At 60.2% G+C, this 12,675-nt stretch carries 15 protein-coding genes; 7 read left to right on the top strand and 8 right to left on the bottom strand.

The features are described 5' to 3' along the window. Positions 1 to 703: 703 nt before the first annotated feature. The gene (locus tag ACVJGD_RS31370) at positions 704 to 892 is read left to right on the top strand and encodes a hypothetical protein (RefSeq protein ID WP_456640433.1); all 189 of its coding nucleotides are present in this window, start codon (positions 704 to 706) and stop codon (positions 890 to 892) included. Between the two features lie 2 nt (positions 893 to 894). Here the strand turns inward: ACVJGD_RS31370 and ACVJGD_RS31365 are convergent, their stop codons facing one another. Both ACVJGD_RS31365 and ACVJGD_RS31360 read right to left on the bottom strand, forming a co-directional pair. After that, positions 895 to 1,329, bottom strand: coding sequence for a DUF1772 domain-containing protein (locus ACVJGD_RS31365; protein ID WP_456637842.1), 435 nt, complete (start codon positions 1,327 to 1,329; stop codon positions 895 to 897). Positions 1,330 to 1,463: 134 nt separating this feature from the next. After that, entirely contained in the window at positions 1,464 to 1,664 is a 201-nt protein-coding gene (locus tag ACVJGD_RS31360; RefSeq protein ID WP_456637841.1) for a hypothetical protein, read from the bottom strand. A gap of 271 nt (positions 1,665 to 1,935) precedes the next feature. Here ACVJGD_RS31360 and ACVJGD_RS31355 point away from each other — a divergent pair, with 271 nt between their 5' ends. The 4 genes from ACVJGD_RS31355 (at position 1,936) to ACVJGD_RS31340 (ending at position 5,837) form a co-directional block, all read left to right on the top strand. After that, positions 1,936 to 2,280, top strand: a complete 345-nt coding sequence (locus ACVJGD_RS31355; protein WP_456637840.1) for a MarR family transcriptional regulator — start codon at positions 1,936 to 1,938, stop codon at positions 2,278 to 2,280. A 187-nt stretch (positions 2,281 to 2,467) separates the two neighbouring features. Beyond that, the gene (locus tag ACVJGD_RS31350; RefSeq protein WP_456637839.1) at positions 2,468 to 4,324 is read left to right on the top strand and encodes an N-6 DNA methylase; all 1,857 of its coding nucleotides are present in this window, start codon (positions 2,468 to 2,470) and stop codon (positions 4,322 to 4,324) included. Further along, positions 4,318 to 4,470, top strand: coding sequence for a hypothetical protein (locus tag ACVJGD_RS31345; RefSeq protein ID WP_456637838.1), 153 nt, complete (start codon positions 4,318 to 4,320; stop codon positions 4,468 to 4,470). Before ACVJGD_RS31350 ends, ACVJGD_RS31345 begins: the two co-directional genes overlap by 7 nt. Next, complete coding sequence (locus ACVJGD_RS31340) at positions 4,467 to 5,837, top strand: hypothetical protein (RefSeq protein ID WP_456637837.1); 1,371 nt, start codon at positions 4,467 to 4,469, stop codon at positions 5,835 to 5,837. The genes ACVJGD_RS31345 and ACVJGD_RS31340 overlap by 4 nt, the downstream gene beginning before the upstream one ends. A 31-nt stretch (positions 5,838 to 5,868) precedes the next feature. On the opposite strand, the gene ACVJGD_RS31335 is transcribed toward ACVJGD_RS31340, so the two are convergent. From ACVJGD_RS31335 to ACVJGD_RS31315, 5 genes are all read right to left on the bottom strand, one after another. Continuing rightward, the gene (locus ACVJGD_RS31335; protein ID WP_456637836.1) at positions 5,869 to 6,483 is read right to left on the bottom strand and encodes a GIY-YIG nuclease family protein; all 615 of its coding nucleotides are present in this window, start codon (positions 6,481 to 6,483) and stop codon (positions 5,869 to 5,871) included. Between the two features lie 547 nt (positions 6,484 to 7,030). Further along, positions 7,031 to 7,438, bottom strand: coding sequence for a PIN domain-containing protein (locus ACVJGD_RS31330; protein WP_456637835.1), 408 nt, complete (start codon positions 7,436 to 7,438; stop codon positions 7,031 to 7,033). Then, on the bottom strand, positions 7,435 to 7,695 hold the full coding sequence (locus ACVJGD_RS31325; RefSeq protein ID WP_456637834.1) for an antitoxin: 261 nt from the start codon (positions 7,693 to 7,695) through the stop codon (positions 7,435 to 7,437). The genes ACVJGD_RS31330 and ACVJGD_RS31325 overlap by 4 nt, the downstream gene beginning before the upstream one ends. A 130-nt stretch (positions 7,696 to 7,825) precedes the next feature. Further along, positions 7,826 to 8,230: a PIN domain-containing protein gene (locus tag ACVJGD_RS31320; RefSeq protein ID WP_456637833.1), complete on the bottom strand. Its 405-nt coding sequence runs from the start codon at positions 8,228 to 8,230 to the stop codon at positions 7,826 to 7,828. Next, complete coding sequence (locus tag ACVJGD_RS31315; RefSeq protein WP_456637832.1) at positions 8,227 to 8,460, bottom strand: AbrB/MazE/SpoVT family DNA-binding domain-containing protein; 234 nt, start codon at positions 8,458 to 8,460, stop codon at positions 8,227 to 8,229. Before ACVJGD_RS31315 ends, ACVJGD_RS31320 begins: the two co-directional genes overlap by 4 nt. A 168-nt stretch (positions 8,461 to 8,628) precedes the next feature. Here ACVJGD_RS31315 and ACVJGD_RS31310 point away from each other — a divergent pair, with 168 nt between their 5' ends. Continuing rightward, a complete protein-coding gene (locus ACVJGD_RS31310; protein ID WP_456637831.1) occupies positions 8,629 to 9,516 on the top strand; it encodes an efflux RND transporter periplasmic adaptor subunit in 888 nt (295 codons plus the stop codon). 118 nt (positions 9,517 to 9,634) lie between these two features. On the opposite strand, the gene ACVJGD_RS31305 is transcribed toward ACVJGD_RS31310, so the two are convergent. Further along, on the bottom strand, positions 9,635 to 10,471 hold the full coding sequence (locus tag ACVJGD_RS31305) for a caspase family protein (RefSeq protein ID WP_456637830.1): 837 nt from the start codon (positions 10,469 to 10,471) through the stop codon (positions 9,635 to 9,637). A gap of 383 nt (positions 10,472 to 10,854) precedes the next feature. Between ACVJGD_RS31305 and ACVJGD_RS31300 the strand changes: the two genes are divergently transcribed. Then, complete coding sequence (locus ACVJGD_RS31300; protein WP_456637829.1) at positions 10,855 to 12,582, top strand: hypothetical protein; 1,728 nt, start codon at positions 10,855 to 10,857, stop codon at positions 12,580 to 12,582. The last annotated feature ends 93 nt before the right edge of the window (positions 12,583 to 12,675 follow it).

The following is a 12,675-nucleotide window of genomic DNA, read 5'->3' as shown; positions in this document are numbered from 1 at the left end:
TCGATTTTCAAACAGCTACTCCACGGTCATCGTCCGGCTTGACCGGACGATCCAGTATTCCAGAGACGTCTGCGCTCAAGCAGAGAGGCTGCGGCGTACTGGATGCCCCGCATGCGCGGGGCATGACGAACAGAGCTTGAGGAAACGTGCGTCCGCGTTCTCGCGGCGCGGCTAGCGCCCGAGCTTTGCGTCTGTTACCCGTCTCGCCAAAGAGAGGGCACAGGGAAGGCCGGGTGCCGATTGCACCCGTGGGCCCCGTGCAACAAAAAGCACGGGGGTAGGACCACAGGTCAACCGGATTCACACCGGCCTTCCCTGCGCAATGGTTTACGGCTTACTCCGTGCTCTCCCCGGTGACCGGGCTTTCTTGCCACCGTCACCCCTAGGGATGTTTCCATCCCCCAGGACTTAGCGCCAGCGTCGGGGCGCCAGGACCACACGGCTTCGCCGTCCGCGAAAAGCTGCGTTCGTCTTGCACAGCTACTCGCGTCCACCGCATCCCGCCGCGCGTTCGTGACGATCGCGATCCGCCCCTCTTGCCGGGCGGGACGGCGGATTTATAGGGGTGATTTGGGGAGAAACCGAAGCGATTTATTTTTCGGTGATAGACTGGACAGGGCAAATCATATTGATCGGATTGAGGAATTTCGCCTCACCGCGCAACGCGAAGGGAACCTTTGATCGCCTCGCGCGTTGTAGCTGCATGTCAGAAACATACACAGCGCGTGAAAAGCCAACGCCGGAGCAACGCAAGGCCAAAGAGGCCGAGCGACGGCGCGATGCAGAGCAGGCCATGCGAGAACATCAACTCGCGCAAGAGGCCTTTCATAAAAATCGTGAACGGCTGAGAGCCGAACGGCTGGCGCGCGAGGCGGCCGCTGGAAAGACGTAGCGCTATCGGCTGACCGCCAGCGCCAGATAGATCGCGGTCGCAGCGAGACCGAGCGCGGTGCGCACCGCGTGCATCCAGCCCCAGGAGACGACGAGCGCCCGCGACGCGCCGTTGGCCTGCTCGGCCGGCCACGCCGCGAGCCGCTTGTTGGTCGGCATCATCACGATCAGCGTGTACGGCCAGTTCGCCAGCATCAGGCTAGCGGCGACCGACCACCGCCAATCCTGCAACTGCCAGCTCGCGAGAAACCCAAGCAGACCGGAGACGACGGCGAGGCTCGCCTGCATCGCAAAGCCGCGCGCATAGCTCGGCTTCCACTCCCGCAGCAGGTTCGCATCGTCGAGCAAGAGCCGCGCCGGCTGCTCGGCGACGTTGATGTAGAACGCGGCCCCGGCAAACGCTGCGGCAGTGATGAGGGCGAGGAGTCCGGCTGTCATTGCTTTCTCCACAGCAGGGAGGGCAAATGCGGTTTCCCTTTGATAGATCGTCAACGCACATCAGTCTTCAGTAAGGCGCATCGATCCGCCTCGTGCACAGCGGGAATTCGCCGGTGAACGCGAAGTTGGCGCGACTATTTGCCGGCGTCGATCAACTCGATCTCTTTCTTGAGCAACGTGTTGACCAGTGAACTCAGCGACACTCCTCGCGCCAAGGCCCGCTCGGAGAGATAGTCGAGCACCTCCGGCTCCAGATGGACCGGCGGCATCAGGCGCGCTGCTTTGCGAAAGAACTTGCCGCGTTCGGCGGTGGAGAAGTCATATTCGCCCTCCATCAGATCACCCTTCCTTATATTGGCGGACCTCGCGGCGCGTCGGCCGGCGAGCCGAAAACATACGTATCGCTGTCCGCTCCGCGGACAGTTCGGCAACGCTGATATAGAACGCGGCCCCAGCAAACAGCGCTATGGCGACAAGGGCAAGAAGTCCGGCAGTCAGTTTTCCCTCCGCCGGAAAGTCAATGCGGCTTCTCTTTTGTCAATATGAAACCGTGCTGACGTCCAGCGAGCCCCCTCATCCAACCGAGAATCCGACGCACTGACGCAATTGGCCCTGGAAGTATTCCGCCTGAACGGCAGCCTAATCGTGGCCGGCGACCGACCCCTCGCCCGCCTCGCCCGCTCTATGGGCCTGCACGGCCAGGGCGCGCAGCGCATCGTCAACGAACTCGCGGCAAAAAGCATCGTCACCCTCGATGACACCCCCCACCGCCGTGCAAAACTGGTGCGCCTGACGAAGAAGGGGGAGGTGCTTTATCGTGCTGCCGAGCGGAAGCAGAAGCCGTGGGCGACGAAGTTGGCGAAGGGGATCGGAGTGAAGGCGACAGTGTCCGCGCGTGCGGTGCTTACGGCGGTGCGGGAGAGGTTGGAAGCTGTGGCAATCAGGGCTTAGCGCAATGAGACCGGCACGATGGATGCGTCAAAAGGAAGGGCTAAATCAGCGGCCCGGCGACAGCTCGAGAATTCCACGCCGGCGTCCCCGGAACACAGCTTCAGACTTTTGGCCCGGGGGCATTGCCCTTAGGGTAAAGGCGCGATACCGGTTTGTTCTTTCAAATGTTCGGGGCACTGCGTCGGGAATGGCGACAGACAACAAGAAATTTCGTGCACCATCCATCCAACCCGCCTCTCAAGGCATCCCTGACGGAATGGTGGTGGACTTCCTAACGGGCCGGTTCTTTCGAGACACTCCCGAGGAGTACGTCCGTCAAAACATCGAAAAGGCGATAGTCCGACAATACAAGTACGACCCCGCCGATGCCGTACCTGAGTTCCCCATCAAGGTTGGCTCATCTAGAAAGCGAGTGGACGTTGTCGTCTTCAAGCCCGGTGTCGAGCACATTCAGCAGAATGCCTGGTTGTTGGTTGAAACTAAGAGCGCAGACACCAAGCCCAGCAATGCGAAAGACGGTGTCGGTCAGCTACAATCGTACATGGCAGCCTGCTTGAATTGTGAATACGGCCTATGGACGAACGGTGACGACCGATTTTGCTTCGCGAAGCGAACGACGAAGTCTGCCCTTCATTTCGAAGAAATCATTGATATTCCGGCGGTCGGTCAAACCGAAGCCGATGCTCAGCGGCCGAAGCTGCGCGACCTTATGCCAGTTACGGGTGACAACCTGCTCTTCGCGTTCAGGAGATGCCACAACAAAATCGCCGGCGCGATGGGCCTGCAGAAAGACGCAGCTTTCTGGGAGCTCCTCAAAATTATTTTCTGTAAGATCGAGGATGAGCGGTCCTCCTCTCTCAATTTTTTTGTCACTCCAACTGAGTTGGTCAACTCTACGTCGGCCGCTACCGCGAAGGCGCGCGTTCAAGATCTGTTCAACTCTAAAGTGTTGAAAAAATATCCTACTATCTTTGAAGAGAATGATCGCACCATACAGTTGAAGTCCGATGTAGTTGCGTTCATCGTTGGGCAGCTACAACGATATTCTCTGCTTCGATCACCCGTAGACGTTAAAGGTGTCGCTTATGAAGAAATTGTGGGTTCAAACCTAAGGGGAGACCGCGGGGAATTTTTTACGCCACGGAACGCTTGCAGGATGGCGGTTGCCATGATCGATCCCACTCCCGAAGAGCGCTTAATGGATCCCGCTTGTGGAACCGGCGGCTTTTTGATTACCGCCATGAACCATGTTCTGGAAAAAATCGAACAGACTCATAAGGAGCGCTGGAGCAATCGACTGAATCCATCGCAAGCCGAGCTGGAAGAGTTCTATCGCGCACGGAGTGAGTATTTGGCTCAGCGCGTCATGGGCTTCGATTTCAATCCAAAACTTATTCGTGCCGCCAAAATGAACATGGTCATGAATAATGACGGCGCGGGAGGCTTGTGGCAGGCTGATAGTTTGGCAAATCCACGCACATGGGACCGCAAAGCAAATGAAACGATTCCGCTTGGTTCGATCGACGTTCTATTCACGAATCCCCCATTTGGCGCCAACATTGTAATCGATGATCAGCACGTCTTGCGACAGTACGACCTCGCCGCCGCTTGGGACGAGCAAGATGACGGCACGTGGTCGATGCGCATCGATAGGCACGGTGCAGCTATTCTGCAAAAATCCCAACCGCCGGAAATACTCTTCATAGAGAGATGCTTGCAGCTATTAAGGGAGGGTACGGGCCGAATGGCCATCGTTCTTCCAAATGGCATTTTGAATAATCCCGCACTTGGCTACGTTCGACATTGGATCCTGCAGAACGCCCAGGTCATCGCTGTCGTCGATATGGCGCGAGAACTCTTTCAGCCTAAGAACGACACCCAGACTTCAATGATTTTGCTTCGGCGTTTGTCGTCGGAAGAGCGTCGGAGTGCTGCCAAGACGAAGCTAGCATATCCGCTGTTCATGGCAGTGACCGAAAGATCGGGCACGATAAGCGCGGCAACACTCTCTATCGCCGGTTGCCTACTGGCGAAGATATGCTGATCGAAAGACAGGATTCTACGATCCACGTCGACCCCAAGACCGGTGAGCATCGAACGGAAGTGCGCGTTATTCGAGATCGGGTAATTGATGACGAGTTGCCTGAGGTAGCTGATGCTTTCCGCCAGTGGTTGGCTGCTCAAGAATGAAAACACTCACGATTTCGAGCTCTGACCTGGCGAAAACAGCGCGGTTAGACGCCTACTTTCATTTGTCGGAAGGCCGACTACTCGCTCGGCGCGTTGGGCAAATGGCAATCAAGTATTCCCGGCTTGGGCATCCTGACGGCCTGAAGGCGAGGGTCTGGGCTCCCGCACGTTTTAAGCGCGTATACGCGATGCCGGGGGAAGAAGAGCTTCCCTACCTGCGTCCCTCGGATACGCTCAACTACACCTTCCGTGCCGCAGATATGCTGTCGGCAACTAGAAACGAGAATATCGACGAGTACCGACTGCAAGGGGGCATGATCCTTGTGACCTGCTCAGGCCGCAATCTCGGTCCCGCGGTCTATGTCGACACCTGCATGGCTCAATTTGTGTTGAGCCACGATATGATCCGAGTGGAAATCGAAGATGAAACCCTTCGATTCTATGTCCTCGGCCTTCTGGGTACACGGATCGGCCAGCACCTTCTGCGCAAGGATAAGAGCGGATCGGTCATTGATCACATAACGGTCGAGCACGTTGCGTCTTTAGAGGTTCCGATGCTCCCGGATCGGACGATTGCTGACATCGCTGATAAAATGAAGCAGGCCGTCCAACTACGCGAATCTTCGAGATTGCATCTCTGTGAACAGCAGAAGCTGTACGAAGCCACTCTCCCACCAATCGACTCGGGACAACCAATCCCTCGCAGGTGGACCATATCGTCTCAGGAGATTAGCGATCGCTTGGATGCGGCCCCGTATGAGCCTGCTGTATTGTCGACACGCAGAGAACTTATGGCAAGAGGCGGCCCGCTACTGGGCGACATCGCCAAAGCGCTGAAGCCAAGCGGACGATACAAGACGAATTACGTGGGAGCCGACCATGGCATACCGATTCTTTCGGGCGGACAGCTATTACAAATTAGACCTCTCAATCTGAGATACATTGCGCCGCGCGCTTTGACGGATGTTGATCGCTATCGCCTAGAGGCAGGCTGGATAGCGTACCAGGCGGATGGCCGTTCTGAAGAAGCATTGGGCGAACCAGTTATGATAACAAACGACAGAAAGGGCTGGCTCGCAAGCGGTCATGTCGGTCGAATTGTTGCAAACAAGGCCTCCGACGCAGGTAGTCTGTATCTTGCATTTCAATCGCCGCACGCGCAAATGCAACTCAAAGCATTCGCGTCTGGTTCTGTAGTCGACGCCACGTTCCCGATCGATGCAGAACGAGTCGTTCTCCCACCTCTTCCAATAGGTATGAGCCGAGATATTCAGGAGTCTTGGGTTAGGTTCGGAGTAGCTCAGTCGATCGAAGATGATGTGTTCAAGAGCATTCAGGACGATCTGCACGAGCTAATGAGATCATAGAAACATCAGGTCGATATAGCAGGCTGCAGCATCAATCTGCCTGATCTTCGATTTCGCGCCTTAGTTCATCTAAACGCTTTCCCTTGTACGCCCACGCCCAAGGTCCAGAGACGGATGGCCATTCATCTCCAAGGGCCGTGTGCGCCTGAAGGGCTGCATCCGACAACGAGGTCACGTCACCACGAAAGTCTACTTGGTTGCCTTCATCGACAGTGGTGCAAATGATGGTTGGATCTTTAAACAACTGAAGTTCAGTACCAGGCTTGATGCCTATCATTGAAAGCCGGAACCTACTTCGTCTTTTTGCCGCTTCGACCTCGGCCTTAACTTCGCTTGTTTCGAAGATTTCGTCCCCAAGCTTGACCTCTCTCATCGCAGCAAGAAGGAGTGCCGCACGTGCCCGCTCAGGTGCAAGCCGAAAAAACTCCCTACCCTTGCTTACACGGTGATCGCCGAAAGCTTCTTGCAGATTGCTTTCGACGAAGGTTCCGCTAGCAACTTCGCACGCATAGAAGAGCTCGAATGGAAGCGGTACGCCGGTCGAATATAGCTGACGAATACGTATAGCTAAGTCGCCGTTCGTGCGCCCGATCTTGATAAGACCGGGCATTGCTTCATTGATTAGGATGTAAACGATTTCCGTCATCGAAGGCACGCGCGAAGAAAAGGGGGGAGATGGGGCTCTGCCAACACTTGTGCAATCTAAACGATTGTTATCGTTCGACACAAGTAATCTAGAAAAGATCCTTCATGTTCAAACTGGGGGGAACTGGTCTACGAGACACCGCCGCCAACAACATGGACTAGAGAGCGGTACAGTCCTTGAGCGCCCAGCTTCCGCGGCATCCACCTGATATTCACAAATAGACAATCGGGATTGAAATTGCTGATGAGCAAACTTTCCTTGTGCCTCACTGCAGCCAATAGGCCCACCCTCCTCCTCGCCGCCTTCCTCACCGCGGCCGCCATCTCCCCACCCTCGCCGCCGAGGAACCCGAGGCTGCCAGGGGCGCGACCGTCACCGTACTGAACGCCTCGAAAACCTGCTTGGGCAATATCGTCGAGGTGTCCGGGACCATCATGCAGCGGGAAGAGACGCAGATGCGGACCGAGCGCTTCGCGCTGATGATGGCGGATGCGGGGGATAGTGTTACCGTGGGCTAGTCACTCCGCCGACGCCGCTCCCTTAACCGTCACGCCGCCCAATCCACCACGATCAGCCCGGGCACGCGCGAGAACTCGCGCGTGTTGAGCGTCACCAGTGCGGCGCCGTGCCGGCGTGCTTGGGCTGCGATCAGATAGTCGTAATGTCCGATCGGCGTGCCGGCGCTTTCCAGGTGAGCGCGGATTTCGCCGGCGTGCATCGCGTCGTCGGCTTCGAACGGGAGGACATCGATGCCGAGATCGAGAAACCGGTCGAGCAGGCGCTCGTTGTGCTCGCGCCGGCCGCTCTTGGCGAAGCCATAGCGCATTTCAAAGAGGGCAACGACCGGCAGCGCAACCGAAGTGCCGGCGCGTATCTGCTCGCCGAGGCGATGGCGAAGTGACGGGCTGCGCCCGTTGACGATCCAGATGACGATGTTGGTGTCGAGGCAGATCATTCGTCGAAGAAGACGCGCGGGTCCGGTTCGGCCGGCGGCTCGTCCGGGATGCCGTCCGGCAGGAAGTCCTTTGCCCCGAGCGCGTCGAGCTCGGCCCAGAACTTGTCGAGATCGATGGGCTGCTTCTTGATCGGCTCGAGGATCACCTTGTCGCCAACCTTGCTGACGCGCACCTCGCTGCCCTCGAAGCGAAACTCCTTGGGCAGGCGCACGGCCTGACTGCGGCCGTGCATGAACAATTTGGCGGTTGCAGTCATGATCCGCCTCCTGATTCTTGATAGATATCTATGGTATATATCGCGCGATGCTTAGCGCGTTCAAGGGGTGTCTGGTATCGGTGGAGCTGAACCTGGGAACGAAATCCATTGCGCGGAAAAGTCCCGTGCCTCACGCCGTGCGTTCAGCAAAAGGATTGACGATCACTACCCCGCCGATGGTGTGGCCATGCTGCATGTCCTCGCTGTAGATGGTCGCGCAGCCGGCTTCGATCGCGGCGGCGACGATCAGTGCGTCATAGAACGACAGAAGGTTTTCTTCAGCGAGCGTTCGCGCCGAGGCGTGGAGTTCGAGTGTCAGCGCGAGCGGCGGATCGAGCATCGTCAGGACGTCGGAGACGGCCTCAGCGATATCAGGCCAATCGTGCTGCAGCTTACCTCGCGCGACTGCGGTGAACTCGTTGAGCACCTGGACGCTGAGCTTGCCGCCTTGCGCCAGCAAAGCCCGCGCCCGCTCGGACTTGAGACCGGCCTGCTGAGCGTAGACGAGGATGTTGGTGTCGAAGAAGGCGCTCACCGCGCGTTGGCCTCGTCGCGATCGAACCGGTAGCCCTCGGGGAGCGTCCAGTTACGCGCCGCCATCCGCTCAAGTGCCCGGCGGCGCTGGGCTTCCCTGGTTTCGACCTCGATCGTGCCAGGCTTGGCGGCAACGACGCTGAGCTCGTCGCCCTCCTTGAGGCCGAGCTGATCGACCAGCGCCTTGGGCAGGCGCACCGCAAGGCTGTTGCCCCATCTGGAAACCTGCATTGCCACCTCCGCGCCATATACATTTTCAATATGTATATCATATAAAGGATAGCCGTCGGTGTTCAAGAGTTCAACCGAGACACCAGACTGAGGGCGGCGTGCGCCGCTTGGCTGGCGCGACGGTCATCTGATATCGATAGCGGCCCGATTTTCGAAAGTGGACTGCAGATGATGCCCCGCGCGCGCGACGTTTTGGCAAAATGGCCCGCTTTGCTGCTTGGAGGCGCGCTCTTCCTCTGGATCTCCCCCACCCTCGCCGCCGAGGAGCCCGAGGCCCCCAAGGGCGCGACCGTCACGGTGCTGAAGGCCTCCAAGACCTGCTTCGGCAATATCGTCGAGGTGTCCGGGATCATCATGCCGCGGGAGGAGACGCAGGTGCGGCCTGAAAGGTTCGGGCTGAAGGTGGCGGAGGTGATGGCGGATGCGGGGGATAATGTGACCGCGGGGCAGATCCTGGCGCGGCTGAACCTGCCCGAGGGCGGGCAGCTCAACATCACCGCGCCGGTGGCGGGGACGATCTCGTCCTCCAGCGCGATCGTCGGCACGATCGCGGGCGGCAAGGGCGAGGCGCTGTTCTCGATCATCGCACGCAACGAGTTCGATCTGATCGGCATGGTGCCGACGCGCGATCTCGCCAAGCTGCAGCCGAACCAGACGGCGTCGATCAAGGTCATCGGCGCCGGCGAGATGGACGGCAAGGTGCGGCGGGTGGCGCCGACGGTGGAGCCGAACATTCAGCTCGGCCAGGTGTTCGTCGCCATCAACGCGCCCCGGCGGCTGCTGGTGAATTCCGCCGGCCGGGCGGAGATCAAGACCGGACAGAGCTGCGGCGTCTCGGTGCCGCTCACCGCAATCCTCTATGGCTCGGCCGGCACCGTGGTGCAGGTGATCAAGCACGACCGCGTCGAGACGCGGCGGGTAGAGACCGGGCTGATGCAGGCCGGCCAGGTCGAGATCCGCAACGGCGTGCAGGAAGGCGACATCGTGGTGGCGCGCGCGGGGGCCTTGCTGCGCGAGGGCGACCCGGTGCGGCCGGTGATGGCGGAAGCGAGATAGCGAATAGGGAGTGGCGAATAGCAGAAGAGGCGAATGGGGAGTGGCGAGTAGCGAATAGGGAAGGAAGACGCTGACTTCTTCCCTATTCGCTACTCGCCATTCGCTACTTCGCCAAGAATCAGCCGCCTAAGCGAATGTCTTCAAGCAGCGACGACGACACCGACGGCACCTGCTCGCCTTCGCTGGAGCGGGAGATCGAGACGCGGGTCTTGTTGAAGGCTGACTCGATGCCGCCCTGGGTCTTCAGGTTGGTGAGGAGCTCGGAGACCAGCAGGCTGTTGGCTGCCTTGGATTCCTCGGTGACCTTGCCCGGGGTCGCCGACGATATCACCAGCGTGTTCTCGGGCGGGCTGATCGGGGCGAGGCCGTGGCTGTAGGAGCGGAAGCGGCGCTCATAGGGGTTGCGGCGGGAGGCGTCGAGCACCACCAGCTTGGCCTTGGCGCCCTTCTCGTCCATCACGGCCAGCACCTGCTCGACGCTCAGGCCGTCGCGGCGGACGTCGTTTTCCTTCCAGATCGCGGCGTCGACCGGGAGCATGAAGCTCTCGCGGCCGGCCTGCACGCCGAAGCCGCCGAAGAACAGCATCACCACCGTGTCCGGCCCGACCTTGGCCTTCAGGCGGTCGACGGCGCGGCTCATGTCGTCCTTGGTCGCGTCCTCGACGACGTCGACGTCGAAGCCGCTTGCGCGCAGCGCCGCGCCGAGGTCGCGGGCGTCGTTGATCGGCTGCTGCAGCGGGTGGTTCGCATCGGGGTAATGGCCGTTGCCGATGATCAGCGCGACGCGGGAGGCCTTCACCGGAACGACGCCCTGCTCGGTCGTGACAGCCTTGGCGGCTTCGAGCGGCCGCTTGTTCAGCGCAGCATGCGCGCCAATCGCCAGCGACACCATCGCAACGCAAGCGGCGGCGACGATGAACGTGCGGCGGGAAAGGGAGAGCTGCGTAACCTTCATCGCGTTTCTGATCCCAATCGTTGACCAAGGCGCGACTGTATAGTCGCGTCAAAGCCGTCTGTGGTTTTAGGGGTTGCTTGATCGAGTGCCGTCAGATTGTGCTCAATTTGCGGCACCGCAACACAGAAACCCTTAACCTGCTCAGCCTTCCAGGGCAACCTGATTCGCCCCTCGCGCCTTATCCGTAATGCGCCGGGGTGGAGGATTGTGCCAAAACGCAGCGGCGTATGTGATGTCTGTCACATTTGTGTTTCCTGCGATTTTGTGCTGCGATTCAAAGGTTTGCAGGGGGCTTCTGGGTGGGGCCTCCTTGGATTGCGCAGGATTTTCCGGAACAAGCCGGAACCGGCTTGTCCGGATCATGCGCGCCAGAAAGGGGTGGCATGGGTTTTCATGACATTGCCGGGGCGGTGTGCCGGTCGCTGACGGTCCGGAAGGACGGGCCGTCGCTGTACGACGTCTGCGATCCCCTGCTGCTGAAATATCGCGGCGGCGACGCGCACTTAGGGAAATTCTACCGGACCGCGCTCGGCAATCCGGCGCTGCGCGGCCTGCTGCGGCGGACCGGCCTGCCGGCCTTGCACGACGGCGCGCGACTCGGCGCGCTGCAGGCGGCGCTGCTACAGGCGCGCGATGCCGAGGCGCCGGACTGGGCGGCGATCGGCGCGCCGGTCGCGGCGCTGATGGAAGATATCGAGGTGCGGCATCCCCTGCCCGCCGCGGCGGCGCCAGCGCGGGCGCCCGCAGGGGCCGAGATCGAGCGCGTGATCCGGGCCTGCGGCGCGCATCTGCTCGGCGCCTATGCGAGGAACGGCTTCATCCCGACCTATGCGGCGTTCAACCTGATCGGCGATGCCGACATGGGCGGGCGTGAATTGTTGATGGCGCTGACCGGGCTGAACTCGCGCGGCTACAAGAACTCGACTCTTCTCTTCAACCTCGCGCGCGTCTTCATCGCGCATTCGCCGGCGCGGGCGCTGATCAACCCGCCCTGGCGCGGGATCGCCGAGCCGATGTGGCAGCCGATGCAGATCCGCCACCGCTCGGCCTATTACGATGCATTCTTCACCGAGGCGCTGCTCGGCTTCATCGAAACCGGGCTCGCCTCTGGCGCGGAGACCAGCGCGGCGCGCGGGGCGATCGCCGACATGGTCGACTTCTGTTTATCGGTCAGCGCCGAGGAGGTGCCCTCGCATGACGGCTCGACCGTGAACGTGATCACGGCGCTGGCGCCCTTGCCGCATCCGCGCTTCTCGCGCTTCTTCGCCCAGATCAAGCAGGATCTCGGCTTCGGCATCTATGTGCCTGATTGCGACACCACCGCCTGCGCGTTCTCGGCGGCGACGCAGGCCGGCAGCGAGCATCCGATCCTGGGGCAGCCGCTGCTCGACTTCTACCGCGGCTACCAGGTGCAGAGCGGGGCCAACGAGCCGCGCGTCACCGTGCCGCTCAACGACAATATCGATTACGAAGGCGGCGTCGTCACCTGGATCGACAATCTCGCCGGCGACCGTCCTTACGGCAACGATCTCGACCCGACGCTGAATCTCGATATCCTCGAGGTCAGCTTCCGCAACCTCAAGCGCTGGCGGATCCTGGAGACTCCGCAGCGGCTGGAGACGGTGCACCGTATCATCGATTTCCAGCGGCGACTGGTGCAAAGCGGCGCGTTCAAGAATCCGCGCTCGCATATCTATTATCTGCCCGAGCTCTATTGCGCCTATTTCGGCCGCTGCTACGCCGCCTTCATCGCGCTGCCGCTGGCGGCGCAGCGCCTGATCGATCCGGGTGGCGTGTTCGCGATGATCCGCGCGCAGGTGCTGATATATGTGGAGCAGGAATTGACCGCGCATGAGATGAACGCGTTCGACGCCGCGCTGGCGCTGATGGCGCTCGCGCATCTCGGCGCGGAAGTGGCGACATTCACGCCGGCGCTGCACTGCATCGTCGCTAGCTTCGGCGAAGGCGGCCGCCGCGGACCGTACAGGGCCTATGAGTGGAACAAGATGAAGACGCCGACGCGGATCCTGGTCGGTGGCCCCGAGGTGACCTCGGCCTTCGTGCTGATGGCGCTGGCACTGGCGAGAAGGCGAATGGTGAGTGGCGAGTAGCGAATGGGGAGTAGCTAATGGCGAAAGGTCGGGGTCCTCCCCTACTCGCCACTCGCTATTCGCCATTCGCCGCCAAATGACGCGAAGTTGAAA

The organism is Bradyrhizobium sp. USDA 10063, from assembly GCF_054063735.1.
The sequence above is the reverse complement of the archived record's forward strand: the minus strand, read 5'-3'. Positions and strand labels throughout refer to the sequence as shown.